The sequence below is a fragment of the Kribbella sp. NBC_01245 genome, assembly GCF_036226525.1.
Taxonomy (GTDB): domain Bacteria; phylum Actinomycetota; class Actinomycetes; order Propionibacteriales; family Kribbellaceae; genus Kribbella.
The window spans coordinates 2375686-2394309 of record NZ_CP108487.1 but is presented as its reverse complement, the minus strand read 5'-3'; the positions used below and the strand labels follow the sequence as shown (position 1 = coordinate 2394309).

Genomic DNA, 18624 nt, shown 5'->3' with positions numbered 1-18624 from the left:
AGCAAGCACGTCTACTAGCGGTCCGGGCACCAGGCTCGGACCAGAGGGAGAGTAGTGGCAAAGGTCCGGGTCTACGAGCTCGCAAAAGAGCTCGGCGTTACCAGCAAGGTCGTCCTGACCAGGCTGAACGACATGGGAGAGTTCGTCCGGTCGGCGTCCTCGACGATCGAGGCACCCGTCGTCCGGCGGCTGGCGGAGGAGTTCGAGAAGAACCCGCCCGCCACCAAGAAGAGGGCCGCGGCCAAGAAGGCCGCCCCCAGTGCATCCAGCGCCGCACCCGCGGCGCCGAAGCCGGCTGCCCCCGCGGCACCGGCGACCACCGCGTCCGCGCCGTCCGCTGAGGCCGCGCCCGCACCGGTGGCAGAGACTCCGGCCCCGGCGGCCGAACCGACCGCCGCACCGGTTTTCGAGACCCCGGCAGCTGCCGCCCCGGCCACGCCGGGCGTCAAGCCGGGTCCGCGTCCGGGCCCGAAGCCGGGTCCGCGCAAGCCCGAGCCGGCCGCGCAGCCGGAGGCCCCGGCCGCCGCTGCCGCACCTGCTCCCGCCGCACCGGCTGCTCCGGCCGAGACGGCACCCGCCGCTCCGGCCGCGCCGTCGACTCCGGTCGCGCCGAAGCCGGCCGCTGAGCGTCCCGCCGCGGCGGATCGTCCGGCGACCGCACCGGCACCGCGTCCCGGTACGTCGGGTGGCGCGCCGCGTCCGGGTGCTCCCCGTCCGGGTGGCACGCCGCGTCCCGGTGGCCAGGGTGGTCCCGGTTCCGGTCCCCGTCCGGGTGCGCCCCGGCCGGGTAACAACCCGTTCAGCTCTACCCAGGGCATGCAGCGCGGTGGCGCCCGTCCGGGCCCGTCCGGCGATCGCGATCGTCCGGCTCCGGCGCAGGGTGGCAGTAGTGCTCCCGGCGGCGTCGCCGGCGCGCCCCGTCCGCCCGCGGCCCGTGGTGGCCAGGGCGACCGGCCGCGTCCGTCCGGTGGTGTGCCTGGCGCTCCCCGGCCGAACCCGGCCATGATGCCGAAGTCCTCCGCCGGTACCTTCACCGGCCGTCCGTCCGGTCCGGGCGGCGGCTCCGGTGGTCCCGGTGGCGGTCGTGGTGGACCCGGTGGCCGTCCCGGCGGCGGTACCGGTGGTCCCGGTGCCGGTCCGCGCGGTGGTGGCGGCGGTGGCGGTGGCTTCCGTCCCGGCGGTGGTGGCCCCAGCGGTCCCCCCGGTGGTGGCGGTGGCGGTCGTCCGGGCCCGGGTAACCGGGGCCGGGGCGGAACGCAGGGTGCCTTCGGGCGTCCGGGCGGTCCGGCTCGCCGTGGCCGTAAGTCGAAGCGGGCCAAGCGCCAGGAATTCGACAACATGCAGGCTCCGGCCGTCGGCGGCGTGCGCGTCAAGCACGGTGACGGCGAGGTCGTGAAGCTCGCTCGTGGCGCCTCGCTGACGGACTTCGCCGAGAAGGTCGGCGTCGACCCGGCATCGCTGGTTCAGGTGCTGTTCCACCTGGGCGAGATGGTGACCGCGACCCAGTCGGTCAACGAGGAGACGCTGCAGCTGCTCGGTACCGAGCTGAACTACGACGTTCAGATCGTGTCCCCCGAGGACGAGGACCGCGAGCTGCTCGAGTCGTTCGACATCGAGTTCGGTTCGGACGAGGGCGACGACAGCCACCTGATGGCGCGGCCGCCGGTCGTGACCGTGATGGGTCACGTCGACCACGGTAAGACGAAGCTGCTGGACGCGATCCGGCACGCGAACGTCGTGGCCGGCGAGGCCGGTGGCATCACCCAGCACATCGGTGCGTACCAGGTGACGACCGAGGTGGACGGCCACGAGAGGGCCATCACCTTCGTCGACACCCCGGGTCACGAGGCGTTCACCGCCATGCGTGCTCGTGGTGCGCAGGCCACCGACATCGTCATCCTGGTGGTCGCGGCCGACGACGGCGTGATGCCGCAGACGATCGAGGCGCTGAACCACGCCCGCGCGGCGAATGTGCCGATCGTGGTCGCGGTCAACAAGATCGACGTCCCGGCAGCCGACCCGGCGAAGGTCCGCGGTCAGCTCACCGAGTACGGCCTGGTCCCCGAGGAGTACGGCGGCGACACGATGTTCGTCGACGTCTCTGCGAAGGCCCGGCTGAACATCGACGGCCTGCTCGAGGGCGTCGTCCTGACCGCCGACGCGTCGCTGGACCTCCGGGCCAACCCGGATCAGCCGGCGCAGGGTCTGGCGATCGAGGCGCACCTGGACAAGGGCCGTGGTCCGGTCGCGACCGTGCTGGTTCAGCGCGGCACGCTCCGGGTCGGCGACTCGATGGTCGCGGGTCCGGCGTACGGCCGGGTCCGGGCGATGCTCGACGAGCACGGCAACAACGTGACCGAGGCACTGCCGTCGCGTCCGGTCCTGGTTCAGGGCCTGACCGCGGTGCCGGGCGCCGGCGACAACTTCCTCGTTGTCGACGACGACCGGATGGCTCGCCAGATCGCTGAGAAGCGTGAAGCCCGCGCCCGTGCCGCCGCGAACGCCAAGCGCCGCGCGCGTCGTACGCTCGAGGACTTCATGGCGAGCATGGAGAAGGGCCAGAGCCAGGAGCTCCTGCTCATCCTCAAGGGTGACGGTTCCGGTTCGGTCGAGGCGCTCGAGGACGCACTGGTGCGGATCGAGGTCGGCGACGAGGTCAACCTCCGCGTCATCGACCGCGGTGTCGGTGCGATCAACGAGAACGACGTCAACCTGGCCATCGCGTCGAACGCCGTCATCATCGGCTTCAACGTGCGGCCGGCGGGCAAGGCCGGAGATCTGGCCGAGCGCGAGGGCGTGGATATCCGGTTCTACTCGGTCATCTACTCCGCGATCGACGAGATCGAGGCGTCGCTCAAGGGCATGCTCAAGCCCATCTACGAAGAGGTCCAGCTCGGTACGGCGGAGATCCGCGAGATCTTCCGCTCGTCCAAGGTCGGCAACATCGCCGGTTGCTGGGTCACGAGTGGTGTCATCAAGCGCAACGCGAAGGTGCGCCTGCTCCGGGACGGCGCCGTCGTTCTGGACAACGCGGATCTGTCCTCGCTCAAGCGGTTCAAGGACGACGCCTCCGAGGTCCGCGAGGGCTTCGAGTGTGGTCTGACCGTGAACAACTTCAACGACATCAAGCTGGGCGATGTCGTCGAGGCGTTCGAACTGCGGGAGAAGCCGCGGACCTGATCTGGTTCCGTACCTGATCGTCCGTAGCTGTCGAGAACTGACCAGGTAACGTCCGGAGAGGCGGGTTCCGCCCGCCTCTCCGGACGTTACTCATGAATGAGGGAGTGAGCCCTGATGGGTGAAGCACGGGCGAAGCAACTGGCCGATCGGATCCAGGTGCTGGTGGCCGAGCTGCTGGAGCGCCGGGTGAAGGATCCGCGACTGGGATTCGTCACCATCACCGACGCGCGACTGACCGGAGACCTCCGCGAGGCCAGCGTTTTCTACACCGTTTACGGCGACGAGCAGGACCGCGCGTCGACCGCCGCCGCGCTGGAGTCCGCGCGCGGCATGATCCGCTCCGAGGTCGGCAAGGTCCTCGGCCTGCGGCACAGCCCGAGCCTGGCGTTCTTCCTGGACGCCATCCCGGAGAACGCCGGCCAGATCGAGGAGCTGCTCGCCAAGGCCCGCCAGGCCGACGCCGAGGTGGCCAAGGCCGCCGCGGGCGCCAAGCCGGCCGGCGAGGCCGATCCGTACAAGCGCCGCGAGGACGATGACGACGACGACGAGTAATCCGGTGACCGACGTGTCCGCGGTCGACGGCATCGTGGTGGTGGACAAACCTCAGGGTTTGACCTCCCACCAGGTCGTCGCCCGGATCCGCCGTCTCGCCGGCACCCGCAAGGTCGGCCACGCCGGCACGCTGGACCCGATGGCCACCGGCGTACTCGTGGTCGGCCTCAACCGGGCCACCCGCCTGCTCGGCCACCTCCAGATTGCCGACAAGTCGTACGACGCCACCATCCGCCTCGGCGCCACGACCACCACGGACGACGCCGAGGGCTCCATCGAGAACGTCGCTCCCAGTGGCGCCGTCGAGGCCGTCACCGCGGAAGCCATCGAGGCGGCCGTAACGGCGTACCGCGGCGAGATCTCGCAAGTGCCGTCGAAGGTGTCCGCGATCAAGGTCGACGGACGGCGTGCGTACGAACGCGTCCGCGCAGGCGAGGAAGTCGCCCTCAAGGCACGCGTCGTCACCGTCAGCCGGTACGACGTCCGCGACGTGCGAGTAGTCGAGTCTGTCGACGGCGTCGGGCCTTTCGTCGACGTGGACGTCACGGTAGACTGCTCCAGCGGGACGTACATCCGTGCCCTAGCCCGCGACCTCGGCACCGACCTGGGCGTCGGTGGTCACCTCACGGCCCTCCGCCGGACCCGAGTCGGCTCGTTCGACCTCTCCGGCGCGTCAACCCTCGACGAGTTGGCCGACTCCTTCGCGCTGACCCCCATCGCCGAAGTCGCCGCCGCAACCTTCCCCCGGTACGACGCCACCGCCGACCAGGAGGCTGCCATCCGTACCGGCCGCCCCCTGACCGGCCTCGGCCTCGACTCCGGCTTGACCGCCATGTTCGCCCCAGACGGCACCTTCCTGGCGTTGTACGACCAGCACGGCCCCATCGCCAAACCCACCGCCGTCTTCGTCACCTAGGGCTTTCGTTGCCCGCGCCGCGGCCGGATTGCCGGAGTTTGTGTGTTGGCGGAAATTGTCGGTGGGCCGGGCTAGCGTTTTGCAGATGAGATACGGGTTTGTTCTTCCTTATGGGGATGCGCGGACGGCGGCGGAGTTGGCGGGCCTGGCCGAGGAGCATGGCTGGGACGGGTTCTTCGTCTGGGAGTCGATCTGGGGGCTCGACGCGTGGGCGATGTTGGCCGCGGCGGCGATGACGACGGAGCGGATCAGGTTGGGCACGATGCTGACGCCATTGCCGCGGAGAAAACCGTGGGATGTCGCTGGGCAGACGTCCACGGTCGACAACCTGAGCAACGGGCGGGTGATTCTCGCGGCGGGGCTCGGGGTTGCCGGGATGGAGCGGTTCTGGCTGTTCGAGGATGACCCGGGGCGCAAGGTTCGGGCGGAGATGCTCGACGAGTCGCTCGAGATGCTGCAGTTCCTCTGGCGGGATGAGCCGTTCGAGTTCAACGGCAAGCACTTCAAGTCGAAGAAGGTCGACAAGCTCGATCCGCCGGCGCCGCCGCCTCCCGTGCAGCAGCCGCGTATCCCGACCTGGGTGGTCGGCGCCTGGCCCGCGCCGAAGTCGATGCGCCGGGCCGCGCTGCAGGACGGCTGGCTGCCGAACGTGATGCCGGATCCGGGGGAGAAGGAGGGCACGCTCACGCCGGAGAAGCTCGCGGACGGGGTCGAGTGGATCCGTCGCGAGCGCGAGAAACACGGCCTCGGCATGGACGGGTACGACATCGTGGCCGAAGGCACCACCAAGGCCGACGATTCGAAGGCCGGTGACGAGGTGCGGAAGTGGGCTGATGCCGGGGCGACCTGGTGGATCGACGCCGACTGGTCCTCGATGGAGCCGGAGTCCGTCCGCGCTGCCGCCGAAACCCGGCTGGAAGCAGGCCCACCCCGCATCGACTGACACCTTCGTGCGGGGTCCGTAGGCTTATACGTATGCGGTCGCGTCCTACGTTGAGCTGGTCTGCCGGGCCTGGGCAGCTGGTCGCGCCTTCGGCAGCGGGAGTCGACGAGGTCGCCGAGGTGGTCGCCGACGGCGGCGTGGTGGTGCTGAGTGGCGCCGGGATCTCCACCGAGTCGGGGATTCCGGATTACCGCGGGGCTTCGGGCAGTCTGCGGAAGCACACGCCGATGACGTACGGCGAGTTCGTCGCGACTAATACGGCCCGGCAGCGTTATTGGGCGCGGAGCCACCTCGGCTGGCGGACCATCGCCCGAGCCGATCCGAACGACGGCCATCGGGCGGTCGCGACGATGCAGGCGCGGGGCTACTTCAGCGGGGTCATCACGCAGAACGTCGACGGCCTGCACCAGGCGGCCGGTGCGCGCGATGTGATCGAGTTGCACGGCAGCCTGGATCGGGTCGTCTGCCTGCATTGCAAGGACACGTCCGCGCGGATCGAGCTACACCACCGGTTGCACGAGGCCAATCCGGCATTCCAGGCGGAGGCCACCCGGATCAACCCGGACGGCGATGTCGAGCTATCGGATCAGGCCGTCGCGGGGTTCCGGCTGGTCGAGTGTGGCCAGTGCGGGTCTGACCTGCTGAAGCCGGACGTCGTCTTCTTCGGGGAGAACGTGCCGCGGGCACGAGTCGAGCGGTGTTATCGGCTGGTGGATGATGCGAACGCGTTGCTGGTGCTCGGGTCGTCGTTGACGGTGATGTCGGGCTTTCGGTTCGTCAGGTATGCGGCGAAAGCGGGCAAGCCGGTTCTGATCGTCAACCAGGGCGAGACCCGCGGGGATGCGCACGCGAGTGTGCGCGTCCAGCAGGCGCTGGGGCCCGCCCTCACCGAGCTGGTGGAGACGCTCGGCTGAAGGCGGGCGCGGCTAGCGGGGGAGTAGGTGGTGGTACGGCGGCACAGGGCGGGAAAGACTGGCGGCTTGGGTGCGGAGGTGGCGGGCTTCGGCGGCCCAGGTGGCTTGCTGTGCGGCGTCGATGATCGGGAAGCCGCCGACCAGGTTGACGTACGTGATCAAGGCGACCGCGGCCTGGCCTTCGTAGCGCGGGTGGTAGTTGGCCGCGCGGAAGAGGTCGAGATCCTTGCCCTGGATCCACGCCACCCCGTCGGCCGCGCAGGCGTCATGCCCGGTCGACGGACCGAAGGTGTCGATGTACGTCGCTCCGCCGGCGGCCGCGGCCTTCGCGACGGCGGCGTTGAGGTGTTCCTCGATGGCGTACAGGTACCGGTAGTCCCCATCCGCGAACGGCAGGATCGCCGGACAGGTCCCCGTCTCGGGCGCGATCTTCGGATAGCCGATCAGGAGGATCTTCGCCTGCGGTGACCGCGCCCTGATGCCCTTCACCACCTCCGTGATCCGGGCCTGGGTCTTGTCGATGTTCGCCTTCAACGTGTCGACTCCGTTGACCGTGAAGTGCTTGCGGCACGGATCACCCGTCGGGTCGGACGCGCGCAACCCCGGACAGGTGCTGATCACGCTGCCGAAGACGCCGAAGTCGTTGCCACCGATGCCGAGCGTCACCAGATCCGTGTCGGCCGTCAGCGCGTTGAACTGCGGCGGAAAGACCCCCAGCGGAGTCTTCTGCCAGCCGGTCATGTGCGTCGTATCGGCACCACCGCAGGTCACGTCGGTGAACGCGTCCACGTCCAGCGCCTCGGCCAGCTGCTTCGGGTAGTTGCCGCCCGACCGCAGGCATCCCAGCGACAGCAGGTCCACGATCGGGACCAACGGCGCCGAGCTGTACGAATCACCCAGGGCGACGTACTTGCCGAAGGGAACCGGAAAAGCGGCGGCAGGCGGGGTGACGGAGGTGAGACCGCAGACGGTGAGACTGAGGAAGGCGGCGAGGGCACGGCGCACGTTCACGAAGACCTCCAAGAAGCGTTCCGGTAGCCAGGCGACTACGATAAGTGACAATAGTCGGTTAGGCGATCCTGGTCAGCGGCTCGCCGGGGCGGCATGGAATCCTTGCTCCATGCTTGTCTGGCGCAGCCTGGACGAGGTGGGTCCGGACTTCGGCCCCTCTGTCGTCACCATCGGCAACTTCGACGGGGTTCATCGGGGACATCAGGAGGTGCTCGCGCACGCCCGGCAACAGGCCGAGGCGCGCGGTGGGCTGCCCGTGGTCGCGCTGACGTTCCACCCGCACCCGATGCAGGTCCTGCGTCCGGGGCACGGGCCCGCCACCATCACCGAGCCGGCCGAGCGGGCCGAATTGCTCGGCAAGGCCGGCGCGGACGCCGTACTGGTGCTGCCGTTCGACCGTGACGTGGCCGCCTGGTCGCCGGAGGAGTTCATCGACCGGGTGCTGGTCGGTGCGCTCAAGGCGAAGGCCGTCGTCGTCGGGGAGAACTTCCGCTTCGGGCACAAGGCCGCCGGGCATGTGGACACGCTCATCCAGGCAAAGGCCTTCGACGTCGAAGGCCTCGCGCTCGCCGGAGCCGGTGGTGCGGATCAGCCCTGGTCGTCGACGTACATCCGGGCCAAGATCGCCGAGGGCGACGTCGAAGCCGCGGCGGAGGCGCTCGGCCGTCCGCTGCGCGTCACCGGCGTGGTCATCGAGGGCGACAAGCGCGGCCGGGAGCTCGGTTACCCGACGGCGAACATCCCCGCGGCGGCCGACGCGGCCATCCCGCTGGATGGGGTGTACGCCGGCTGGCTGACCGTGCTCGAGCCCGCGCCGGGCGCTCCGTCGTACGGCGAACCGCTGCCGGCGGCGATCAGCGTCGGGTCCAACCCGACCTTCGACGGCGTCGACCGGCGGGTCGAGTCGTACGTGCTGGATCGCGACGACCTCGAGTTGTACGGCTCGAAGATCGCGGTGGACTTCGTCGCGCGGTTGCGGGGGAGCCAGATCAAGTTCGAGTCGATCGACGAGCTGCTGGTCCAGATGAAGGCCGACGTCGACGGTGCGCGGACCTTACTGCGGCCCTAGGGCCGATTGGGTCCAGGTGTCCACCCGCTGATACGCTGGCTGTTGCCGTCTGAACGGCCGCGGATCCAGAGTGCCCGGGTGACCTAAGCCCCGGTGCGCCGCGCAACGAATTCGAGAGGAACTCGCGTGTCATCAGTTGACGCTGCTGCGAAGAAGAAGATCATCGGTGAGTATGCCCTGACCGAGGGTGACACCGGTTCCCCCGAGGTTCAGGTCGCGCTGCTGACCCACCGCATCGCGGACCTCACCGAGCACCTGAAGGAGCACAAGCACGACCACCACAGCCGTCGTGGCCTGCTCCTGCTGGTCGGCCAGCGCCGCCGGCTGCTGAACTACCTGGCGAAGAAGGACATCAACCGCTACCGGTCCTTGATCGAGCGGCTCGGCCTTCGCCGATGACTTCGTGAGGAGCGGCCTCCGGCGTGCCGGGTGGCCGCTCCTCCCGTATGAGACCTACAACTGAATAAGCAAGACGACAACGGGACGACGCGGTGCGTAATGGGATTACGACCGGTCCTCGGTAGTGGCTTTCGGGATGACCTGGTGACAGGTCCCGCGGGCCTCGATCGAAGACCGGCACCCCTGAAGAGAAGCTCCGGCAACCCAGAGCTCGCGCCTCGCGGTCGTCCAACGTATGCGAGAGAGGGGTATCCCGTGACGGGATCCACCGCGCCCATGGAGGGCGCAGAATTCACCGAAGCCGTTTTGGACAACGGAAAATTCGGTACCCGTACCATTCGTTTCGAGACCGGCCGGCTGGCTCAGCAGGCCGCCGGTTCGGCCGCCGCCTACCTTGACGGCGACACCATGCTGCTGTCGGCGACGACGGCCAGCAAGAAGCCCAAGGACCAGTTCGACTTCTTCCCGCTGACGGTCGACGTCGAAGAGCGGATGTACGCCGCCGGTCGTATTCCGGGCTCGTTCTTCCGCCGGGAGGGTCGTCCTTCCGAGGAGGCCATCCTGACCTGCCGGCTGATCGACCGCCCGCTGCGGCCGTCGTTCGTCTCCGGCCTGCGGAACGAGATCCAGGTCGTCATCACCGTGATGGCGCTGAACCCGGACAAGCTGTACGACGTGCTGGCCATCAACGCGGCCTCGATGTCGACCCAGATCGCCGGGCTGCCGTTCTCGGGCCCGATCGGCGCCACTCGCGTCGCCCTGATCGACACCCAGTGGGTCGCGTTCCCGACGCACACCGAGCTCGAGGACGCCGTCTTCGACATGGTGGTCGCGGGCCGTGTCACCGACACCGGTGACGTCGCCATCATGATGGTCGAGGCCGAGTCCACCCCGGGCACGTTCGACGCCGTCGCCGCCGGCAAGCAGGCGCCGACCGAAGAGGTCGTCGCCGAGGGTCTCGAGGCCGCCAAGGGCTTCATCAAGACCCTGGTCGACGCGCAGTCGGAGCTGGCGGCCAAGGCCTCCAAGCCGACCGGCGAGTTCCCGGTCTTCCCGGACTACCAGGACGACGCGTTCGCCGCCGTCGAGCAGGCCGCGACCGAGGAGCTCACCCAGGCCCTCGCGATCACCGGCAAGCACGACCGCGAGGAGGCCACCGAGGCCGTCAAGGCGGCCGTCGTCGGCAAGCTGGTCGAGACCTTCGAGGGTCGCGAGAAGGAGCTGTCCGCAGCCTTCCGCTCGCTCACCAAGAAGCTCGTCCGCCAGCGCGTGCTGACCGAGAAGGTCCGGATGGACGGTCGCGGTCTGGCCGACATCCGCCCGCTCAAGGCGCAGGTCAAGGTGCTGCCCCGCGTGCACGGCTCGGCGCTGTTCGAGCGCGGCGAGACCCAGATCCTGGGTGTCACCACGCTGAACATGCTCCGGATGGAGCAGCAGCTCGACACGCTCTCCCCGGAGACGCGCAAGCGCTACATGCACAACTACAACTTCCCGCCGTACTCGACCGGTGAGACCGGCCGGGTCGGTTCGCCGAAGCGCCGCGAGATCGGTCACGGCGCGCTGGCCGAGCGGGCCCTGGTGCCCGTGCTGCCGTCGCGTGAGGACTTCCCGTACGCGTTGCGTCAGGTGTCCGAGGCCCTCGGGTCGAACGGTTCCACCTCGATGGGCTCGGTCTGCGCCTCGACGCTGTCCCTGCTCTCGGCCGGTGTGCCGCTGAAGGCGCCCGTCGCCGGTATCGCGATGGGCCTCATCTCCGGTGAGGTCAACGGCGAGACCGAGTACGTCGCGCTGACCGACATCCTCGGTGCCGAGGACGCGTTCGGCGACATGGACTTCAAGGTCGCCGGTACCAAGGACTTCGTCACGGCCCTCCAGCTGGACACGAAGCTCGACGGCATCCCGGCCAGCGTGCTCGCCGGTGCGCTGACCCAGGCCAAGGAAGCCCGCCTGACGATCCTGGACGTGATGGCCAAGGCCATCGACGCGCCGGGTGAGATGAGCGAGTTCGCGCCGCGGGTCATCTCGGTCAAGGTCCCCGTGGACAAGATCGGAGAGGTCATCGGCCCGAAGGGCAAGATGATCAACCAGATCACCGACGAGACCGGCGCCGACATCTCCATCGAGGACGACGGCACGGTTTACATCGGCGCGACCAACGGCCCGTCGGCCGAGGCCGCTCGGGTGATGATCAACTCGATCGCCAACCCGACCATGCCGGAGAAGGGCGAGCGCTACCTGGGCACGGTCGTGAAGACGACCAACTTCGGTGCGTTCATCAGCCTGCTCCCCGGCAAGGACGGTCTGCTGCACATCTCGAAGCTGCGCGGCCTGGCCGGTGGCAAGCGGGTCGAGGCCGTGGAGGACATCCTCTCCGTCGGCCAGAAGCTCCAGGTCGAGATCGCCGAGATCGACGACCGCGGCAAACTGAGCCTGATCCCCGTCCTCGATGAGGACGAGAAGAAGGCCGACGAGGCCGCTGACGCGGCTGACAACGACGGCGAGTGACACGCGCCCTCACAAGCACGTTGCTGAGCCCGGAGGAGGGCGGTCCCGTAACAAGGACCGTCCTGCCTTCCGGGCTCCGCGTGCTTTCCCAGTCCGTCCCCGGCTTCCGCAGCGTGAGCTTCGGCGTCTGGGTCGGTGTCGGCTCACGCGACGAGCCTGAGTCGCTCGCCGGCGCGACGCACTTCCTGGAGCACCTGCTCTTCAAGGGCACCACCCGGCGGGACGCGCTGGAGATCTCCGCCTCGCTGGACGCCGTCGGTGGCGAGATGAACGCGTTCACCGGCAAGGAGTACACCTGCTACTACGCGCGGGTGCTGGATACCGATCTGCCGCTCGCGGTCGACGTCATCTGCGACATGATCACCTCGGCCACCCTCACCACGGCCGATGTCGAGAGTGAGCGCGACGTCATCGACGAAGAGATCGCGATGCACGCCGACGAGACGTCGGACCACATCCACGACCTCTTCGCGGAACAGCTCTGGGCCGGTTCGCCGCTCGGCCGATCCATCACCGGATCGCCCGAGTCGGTGGCCGGCTTGTCCCGCGCCCAGGTGGCCGGGTGGTACAAACGCCGCTACAAGCCGTCGAACATCGTCGTCTCCGTGGCCGGCAACGTCGACCACGCGAGCGTCGTGCGGCTGGTGCGCAAGGCCTTCGAACGCCACTGGGTGACCGAGGAGGCAGCCCCCGCGCCCATTCGTACGGCGGGCCGTCGCCAGGTCACGACGTACGGCGGAGTGGAGGTCCACCACCGAGACGTCGAGCAGGCGCATCTGGTGCTCGGCCTGCCGGGCCTGGTCCGTACGGACGAGCGGCGGTACGTCGCCGGGGTGCTGCACGGCATCGTCGGCGGCGGTATGTCGTCGAGGTTGTTCCAGGAGGTCCGGGAGAAGCGCGGTCTCGCGTACTCGGTCTTCAGTTTCGGCTCGGCCTACGCGGACGCGGGCATGGTCGGCGTCTACGCGGGCTGTCTGCCGAAGAAGGCTCCCGAGGTGCTGGAGGTCATCCGCGCCGAGCTGGAAGCCGTTGCCACCAAGGGCGTGACGCCGGCCGAGCTGCTGCGCGGTAAGGGCCAGATGCGTGGTGGGCTGGTGATGGGGCTGGAGGACACCGGCGCCAAGATGACCCGGATCGCCAAGGCGGAGCTCGTGTACGGCGAACTGCCGACCGTGGACGAGATCCTGCACCGCATCGACGAGGTCACCCTGGACGACATCGCCGAACTGGCCACCGAACTCTATGCCGGAAAACCGGCCCTGACGGTAATGGGCCCCTTCGACGACGAGTCGGCCTTCAGCCTCTAGCCCAGCTTCTTTTTCATTCATTCGTCGCAAAGCGCCCTCCCACCACGGCGGACCAGCACCGGTCCACTGCGGGGGAGGGCGCTTTGCGACGAATGAATGAAAAAGAAGAACCCGAGGGCGTGCGCGGTAGCGCGCAGTTTTGCGCAGGAAATCGATGGCTTGATTTGATCGAGGACATCGGACAACTTGACGCTAAACCCGGCCTTGACGGCCACGGTAGAGCCGCGATAGGTCTGACGTGCTCTGAGGTCTTGGCAAAGTAACGCGTTGGTTAAGTGGTTGCTCAAACAGGCTGACAACGTTGACATGCGCAGTTTCCACGGGCCACGATGTGCGACAACTCCGCCCCGCAGGGTGGTCCGCCGATCTCGGGAGTGTGTGATGCCGCGTCTGTCTCGTTCCACGCGTGTACTGGGGGTGACGCTCGGACTCGCCCTGGCCCTGACCGCCTGCGGCAGTGGGTCCGGCGACGGTGAGGGTGGCAGCGGTGGGAAGGGGGTCACGATCGCCCTGTCGGCCGAGCCGATCGAGTGGATCAACCCGCTGAACGAGAACGGCAGCCCGGGAATCCAGGTGGCCCAGGCCATGTTCGCGCCGCTGGTGTCCACTGATCCGACGACCGGCAAGCTGCAGAACGTGCTGGCCGAATCCGTCACGCCGGACGCCACCAGCCAGACCTGGACGATCAAGCTGAAGAAGGGCAACACCTTCCAGAACGGCCAGCCGCTGACGGCCAAGGACTACGTCGACAGCTGGAACCTGACCGCCCAGGGCTCGAACGCCTGGAAGAACAACGGCTTCTTTTCCAAGGTCGAGGGGTACGACGCGCTGAACCCGGAGACGCCGGAAGGCCAGACGCCGAAGCCGACCTCGGTCAAGACGATGACGGGCCTGAAGCTCGTCGACGAGCAGACCTTCACGGTGAAGCTGAAGTACCCGTTCTCGCAGTTCGGCCTGACCCTGCAGTACATGGGTCTCGCGCCGCTGGCCGAGGAGGTCCGCAAGGACCCGAAGGCCTTCGAGCGCAAGCAGATCGGCAACGGCGCGTACAAGCTCGCGACCGGCGAGTGGAAGGTCGGCGAGGACATCAAGCTGGTCAAGTGGGACGGCTACAAGGGCCCGAACGCGCCCGAGGCCGACTCGATCACCTTCCGGTTCATCCCGAACGAGGACACGGCGTACAACGAGTTCCTGGCCGGTACGGTCGACTTCGTCTCGGTGCCCGCGACCAAGATCCAGACCTTCAAGACCGACGCGCCCGAGCGCTGGCTGCTGAGCGAGAGCTCCGGTAACAACTACTGGGCGTTCCCGAGCTGGGACGCGCGTTTCGCGAACCCGAAGCTGCGGCACGCCTTCTCGATGGCCATCGACCGGGAGGCCTTCGCCAAGCTGGTCGGGATCGCGTCGCCGGCCACCGGCCTGATCGCGCCCGACATCAATGGCGCCCGCCCCGGCGCCTGCAAGTACTGCAAGCTCGACGTCGCCGGCGCCAAGAAGCTCCTCGCCGAGGCCGGCGGGTTCAACGGCCCGCTGACGATCTACTACAACACCACCCGGCCGACCAGCCAGATCTTCGCCGAGGCGCTCGGCAACATGATCCGGCAGAACCTCGGCATCGAGGTCAAGTACATCGGTAAGCAGGGCTCGGAGATCACCAAGCTGGCCGACGACCGCAAGCTCGACGGCATGCGCCTGTCGGGCTGGGGTCACGACTACCCGTCGATCGAGGACTACCTGACGCCGATGTTCAAGTCGAACGGCGACGCGAACTTCGCCGGCTACAAGAACCCGGCGCTCGACAAGCTGCTGGCCCAGGGCGACGCCGAACCCGACCAGGACAAGGCGATCAAGATCTACCAGCAGGCCGAGGACCTCGCGCTCGAGGACCTGCCGCTGATCCCGCTGTGGCACAGCCAGAACGCCTACCTGCACTCCGAGCGGATCGAGCCGCGGAACTCGAAGTTCCTCGGCGTGCAGCCGCTCTACTCCACCTTCAAGTGATCCGTTTCATCCTCCGGCGGATGCTGGCCGCGATACCGATCGGCATCATCGTCACGTTGGGGGTCTTCGCGCTGGTGTTCGCCATGCCCGGAGACCCCCTGCGGGAACTCGCCGGGGACAAGCCGGTTCCCGAGTCGGTGATGGCGGCGATGCGGGCGCAGTACCACCTGGACGAGCCGTTCATCATCCAGTACCTGCTGAGCATGCGGGACATCTTGACCGGCAACTTCGGCACCACCTTCGACGGGCGGGATATCGCGCAGCAGCTGGAGATCCGGATCCCGGTGACCTTGCAGCTGGCCCTGTTGTCAAACGTGTTCCAGTGGGGCGCGGGTCTGATCTTCGGGATCTACGCCGGGTTCAAGCGCAACGGCCTGGTCGACCGGTTCCTGCTGCTCGCGACCCTGGGCATCCTGGCCGTGCCCGGTCTCGTCGTCTACTTCGCCGGGCAGTACCTGTTCGGCGTACAGCTCAAGTGGTTCCCGGTATCGGGCACGGCCGAGGGCTTCCCGATGTCGTACCTGCTGCCCGCGTTGATGATCGGCCTGCTCGGGTTCGCCGGGCTGGCCCGGTTGATGCGGACGTCGATCGTGGAGACGGTGAATGCCGACTTCGTGAAGACGGCCCGGGCCAAGGGCCTGGGGGAGCAGCGGGTGTTGTGGCGGCACATCCTGCCGAACGCGATGCTGCCGGTCGTCACCTTCATCGGTCTCGACCTGGCCGGCATGTTCGGCGGCGCGATCCTGACCGAGAGCATCTTCAACCTGCCGGGTCTGGGCCAGTTCATGTTCCAGGCGATCAAGCTGAAGGAGGGTGGTGTGGTGGTGCTGCTGTCGACGCTGGCCTTTGTCACCTTCATCCTGATCAACCTGCTGGTGGACGCGCTGTACGGCATTCTCGATCCGCGGGTGCGCCATGTCTGACGTCCAGGCGGTCGTCGGCGCCGAGGCGGCGGACGTCGGCGGCACGCTGTCCAACCGGGAGCTACTCCGCGCGTTGTTGCGCAAGCCGCAGTTCGTGCTCTGCAGCCTGCTGTTACTGGTGTTCTTCACGATGGCGGCCGTACCGGGCCTGTTCACCTCGGTCGATCCGCGCAGCTGCGACCTGTCGAAGAGCCGGCTGGGCCGCTCGCCCGGACATCTCTTCGGGTACGACATCCAGGGCTGCGACTACTTCGCCAACGTCGTGTACGGCGCGAGGCCGTCGGTGCTGGTCAGCATCGTCGCGAGCTTCGGCGTCTTCGTGCTGGCGGCAGTGCTCGGTCTGCTGGCCGGCTACTTCCCGGGTTTCGTCGACAGCCTGATCTCGCGCACGGCGGACGTGCTGTTCTCGGTGCCGGGCATCGTCGTCTTGATCGTGGTGCTGAACTCGGTCCCGAATCGCAGTATCTGGGTCATCGTGGGAGTCATCCTGCTGATCGCCTGGCCGCACGGCATGCGGTTGATGCGTTCGACCGTGTTTTCGGTGCGCAACCGCGAGTTCGTGCTGGCGGCCCGGTCGATCGGCGTACCGCCACTGCGGATCCTGCGCAAACATGTCTTCCCCAACGCGATGGCGCCGTTGCTGGCGATGACCACGCTCGGCATCGGCGGCATGGTCGGTCTCGAGGCGGTGCTGACGTTCCTCGGCGTCGGGTTGCAGCCGCCGTCGATCTCGTGGGGCAGCCAGTTCGGTGTCGCCGCGTCGTACCGCGACACCCCGCATCTGTTCATCTGGCCGGCGCTGTTCATCTCGACGATGACGATCTCGTTCATGATCATCGGCGACTCGATCCGCGACGCCCTCGACCCGAAACTGCTGCGATGACTGGCTCGCAAGGTTCTCAAGGTGAAGTGCTGCTCAAGGTGGACAACCTGAGCGTCGAGTTCGACACCCCGCGCGGGGTGGTCCGGGCCGTCGACGGGGTGTCCTGGCAGGTCCGCGCGGGCGAGACGCTGGCGATCCTGGGCGAGTCCGGCTCGGGCAAGAGCGTCTCGACCCAGGCGCTGACCGGCATCCTGGAGATGCCGCCGGGCCGGATCGTGTCGGGCACCGCCGAGTACCGCGGCGACGACCTGATCGCGATGTCGGTGCGTGAGCGGCGCAAGATCGTCGGCGACCGGATCACGATGGTCTTCCAGGACTCGCTGTCCGCGCTCAACCCGGTCCAGTCGGTCGGCCGTCAGATCGCCGAGTGCTACCAGGTGCACCGTGGCCTGTCCAAGCGCGACGCGATGCGGCGGGCGGCCGAGATGCTCGACCGGGTCCGGATCCCGGCGGCGGCCAAGCGGGTGAACGACTACCCGCACGAGTTCTCCGGCGGCATGCGCCAGCGGGTGATGCTGGCGATGGCGCTCGCGCTCGATCCCGACGTACTGATCGCGGATGAGCCGACCACCGCGCTCGACGTCACCGTGCAGGCGCAGATCCTGGAGCTGATCGCCGAATTGCAGACCGAGCGGCAGATGGGGGTCGTCCTCATCACGCACGACCTCGGCGTCGTCGCGGATGTCGCCGACAACGTGGTGGTGATGTACGCCGGCCATGTGGTCGAGCGGGCGGCCACGGCCGAGTCGCTGGAGCGGCCGGTCCATCCGTACACCGAGGGGCTGCTCGGCTCGATGCCGTCGGCCGAGCTCAAAGGGCAGGAGTTGCCGACCATTCCCGGCACGCCGCCGTCGTTGCACGCGATGCCGTCGGGTTGTGCGTTCCGCCCGCGTTGCCCGTTGGCGATCGACGCCTGCGCGGACGAGCCGCCACCGCTGCTGACCGTGGCGCCGGGGCGCGAGGCGGCCTGCATCCGACGTACGTCGATAGCGTTGCGAGAGGAGACGGTGTGAGCGGCGAAGAGTTGCTGGTGGCAACGAATCTGGTCAAGCACTACGACATCAGTCAGTCGTTCTCCTTCGGGCGCAAGACCTTGGTCCGGGCGGTCGACGGGGTTGACCTGACCCTGCGCAAGGGCGAGTCGCTCGGCATCGTCGGCGAATCCGGTTGCGGCAAGTCGACCCTGGTCCGGCTGCTCTCCGCGCTCGAGCGTCCGACCTCCGGTGAGCTGCGGTTCGACGGCGTCGACGTGAACTCGTTGCGCGCGAAGGCGTTGCGGCAGTGGCGGCGCCGGATCCAGGTGGTGTTCCAGGATCCGTACTCCAGTCTCAACCCGCGGATGCGCGTCGGCGAGATCGTGGCCGAGCCGCTGGAGGTCCATCCCGAGGTGTCCAAGGGCCTGAATATCCGCGACCGGGTGCGCGAACTGCTCGAGCTGGTCGGAATGCGGGCGGAGGACGAGACGCGCTTCCCCCACCAGTTCTCCGGCGGACAGCGGCAGCGGATCGGGATCGCCCGGGCCATCGCGCTCAACCCGGACGTGCTGCTGTGCGACGAGCCGGTCTCGGCGCTCGACCTGTCCGTCCAGGCGCAGGTGGTGAACCTGTTGATGCGGCTGCAGCGGGAGCTCGGGTTGAGCATCATCTTCGTGGCGCACGACCTGTCCGTCGTACGGCATGTGTCGGACCGGGTGGCCGTGATGTACCTTGGCCGGGTGGCGGAGCTTGGTGCCGACAGCCAGGTGTACGACGTACCGGCCCATCCGTACACGCAGGCGCTGTTGTCCGCCGAGCCGGGTCTGGCCCGGGCCGGGCGGCGCCGGATCGTGCTCGCGGGCGACCCGCCTTCGCCGGTGGCGCCACCTCCGGGTTGCCGGTTCCACACGCGCTGTCTGCGGGCTGAAGCACGATGTTCGACAGATGTCCCGGAACTGCGTGTCATCCCATCCGGACAGCAGGTTTCATGTCATTTCGCCGAAGATTCGCAGGCGAAATACACTTCGATGGCTGGAATCTGAGGCT

At 68.1% G+C, this 18624-nt stretch carries 15 protein-coding genes; 14 read left to right on the top strand and 1 reads right to left on the bottom strand.

The window, feature by feature from the left end; translation table 11 throughout:
* The first annotated feature begins 54 nt into the window (after positions 1-54).
* The 5 genes from infB to OG394_RS10535 all read left to right on the top strand — a co-directional run bounded on the left by infB (position 55) and on the right by OG394_RS10535 (position 6505).
* Positions 55-3180, top strand: a complete 3126-nt coding sequence (gene infB / locus OG394_RS10555; protein ID WP_328994957.1) for a translation initiation factor IF-2 — start codon at positions 55-57, stop codon at positions 3178-3180.
* 114 nt (positions 3181-3294) lie between these two features.
* The gene (gene rbfA / locus OG394_RS10550; RefSeq protein ID WP_328994955.1) at positions 3295-3732 is read left to right on the top strand and encodes a 30S ribosome-binding factor RbfA; all 438 of its coding nucleotides are present in this window, start codon (positions 3295-3297) and stop codon (positions 3730-3732) included.
* Complete coding sequence (gene truB, locus OG394_RS10545) at positions 3713-4648, top strand: tRNA pseudouridine(55) synthase TruB (RefSeq protein WP_328994954.1); 936 nt, start codon at positions 3713-3715, stop codon at positions 4646-4648. The genes rbfA and truB overlap by 20 nt, the downstream gene beginning before the upstream one ends.
* Positions 4649-4733: 85 nt before the next feature.
* Positions 4734-5591, top strand: a complete 858-nt coding sequence (locus OG394_RS10540) for an LLM class flavin-dependent oxidoreductase (protein ID WP_328994952.1) — start codon at positions 4734-4736, stop codon at positions 5589-5591.
* Positions 5592-5623: 32 nt separating this feature from the next.
* Positions 5624-6505, top strand: coding sequence for an NAD-dependent protein deacetylase (locus OG394_RS10535; RefSeq protein WP_328994951.1), 882 nt, complete (start codon positions 5624-5626; stop codon positions 6503-6505).
* A gap of 12 nt (positions 6506-6517) precedes the next feature.
* Here OG394_RS10535 and OG394_RS10530 read toward each other — a convergent pair whose 3' ends face one another.
* A complete protein-coding gene (locus OG394_RS10530) occupies positions 6518-7516 on the bottom strand; it encodes an SGNH/GDSL hydrolase family protein (RefSeq protein ID WP_328994950.1) in 999 nt (332 codons plus the stop codon).
* A gap of 109 nt (positions 7517-7625) precedes the next feature.
* Here OG394_RS10530 and OG394_RS10525 point away from each other — a divergent pair, with 109 nt between their 5' ends.
* The 9 genes from OG394_RS10525 (at position 7626) to OG394_RS10485 (ending at position 18620) form a co-directional block, all read left to right on the top strand.
* Complete coding sequence (locus OG394_RS10525) at positions 7626-8585, top strand: bifunctional riboflavin kinase/FAD synthetase (protein WP_328994949.1); 960 nt, start codon at positions 7626-7628, stop codon at positions 8583-8585.
* 126 nt (positions 8586-8711) lie between these two features.
* The gene (gene rpsO / locus OG394_RS10520; RefSeq protein WP_328994948.1) at positions 8712-8984 is read left to right on the top strand and encodes a 30S ribosomal protein S15; all 273 of its coding nucleotides are present in this window, start codon (positions 8712-8714) and stop codon (positions 8982-8984) included.
* Positions 8985-9260: 276 nt separating this feature from the next.
* Positions 9261-11489, top strand: a complete 2229-nt coding sequence (locus OG394_RS10515; RefSeq protein WP_328996824.1) for a polyribonucleotide nucleotidyltransferase — start codon at positions 9261-9263, stop codon at positions 11487-11489.
* The gene (locus OG394_RS10510) at positions 11486-12796 is read left to right on the top strand and encodes a M16 family metallopeptidase (RefSeq protein WP_328994947.1); all 1311 of its coding nucleotides are present in this window, start codon (positions 11486-11488) and stop codon (positions 12794-12796) included. The genes OG394_RS10515 and OG394_RS10510 overlap by 4 nt, the downstream gene beginning before the upstream one ends.
* Before the next feature lie 381 nt (positions 12797-13177).
* Complete coding sequence (locus OG394_RS10505) at positions 13178-14797, top strand: peptide ABC transporter substrate-binding protein (protein ID WP_328994946.1); 1620 nt, start codon at positions 13178-13180, stop codon at positions 14795-14797.
* Complete coding sequence (locus OG394_RS10500) at positions 14794-15720, top strand: ABC transporter permease (protein ID WP_328994945.1); 927 nt, start codon at positions 14794-14796, stop codon at positions 15718-15720. The genes OG394_RS10505 and OG394_RS10500 overlap by 4 nt, the downstream gene beginning before the upstream one ends.
* A complete protein-coding gene (locus tag OG394_RS10495) occupies positions 15713-16603 on the top strand; it encodes an ABC transporter permease (RefSeq protein WP_328994944.1) in 891 nt (296 codons plus the stop codon). The genes OG394_RS10500 and OG394_RS10495 overlap by 8 nt, the downstream gene beginning before the upstream one ends.
* Positions 16600-17616 carry an ABC transporter ATP-binding protein gene (locus OG394_RS10490; protein WP_328994943.1) on the top strand — a complete coding sequence of 339 codons (1017 nt, stop codon included), beginning with the start codon at positions 16600-16602 and terminating at the stop codon, positions 17614-17616. The genes OG394_RS10495 and OG394_RS10490 overlap by 4 nt, the downstream gene beginning before the upstream one ends.
* Entirely contained in the window at positions 17613-18620 is a 1008-nt protein-coding gene (locus OG394_RS10485) for an ABC transporter ATP-binding protein (RefSeq protein ID WP_442914281.1), read from the top strand. Before OG394_RS10490 ends, OG394_RS10485 begins: the two co-directional genes overlap by 4 nt.
* Positions 18621-18624: the final 4 nt, after the last annotated feature.

Coding starts and splice junctions, on each gene's coding strand:
- OG394_RS10540 (WP_328994952.1), top strand. CDS start 4,734: ATGAGATACGGGTTTGTTCTTCCTTATGGGGATGCGCGGACGGCGGCG.
- OG394_RS10495 (WP_328994944.1), top strand. CDS start 15,713: ATGTCTGACGTCCAGGCGGTCGTCGGCGCCGAGGCGGCGGACGTCGGC.
- OG394_RS10515 (WP_328996824.1), top strand. CDS start 9,261: ATGGAGGGCGCAGAATTCACCGAAGCCGTTTTGGACAACGGAAAATTC.
- rbfA (WP_328994955.1), top strand. CDS start 3,295: ATGGGTGAAGCACGGGCGAAGCAACTGGCCGATCGGATCCAGGTGCTG.
- OG394_RS10505 (WP_328994946.1), top strand. CDS start 13,178: ATGCCGCGTCTGTCTCGTTCCACGCGTGTACTGGGGGTGACGCTCGGA.
- OG394_RS10535 (WP_328994951.1), top strand. CDS start 5,624: ATGCGGTCGCGTCCTACGTTGAGCTGGTCTGCCGGGCCTGGGCAGCTG.
- OG394_RS10490 (WP_328994943.1), top strand. CDS start 16,600: ATGACTGGCTCGCAAGGTTCTCAAGGTGAAGTGCTGCTCAAGGTGGAC.
- truB (WP_328994954.1), top strand. CDS start 3,713: ATGACGACGACGACGAGTAATCCGGTGACCGACGTGTCCGCGGTCGAC.
- OG394_RS10525 (WP_328994949.1), top strand. CDS start 7,626: ATGCTTGTCTGGCGCAGCCTGGACGAGGTGGGTCCGGACTTCGGCCCC.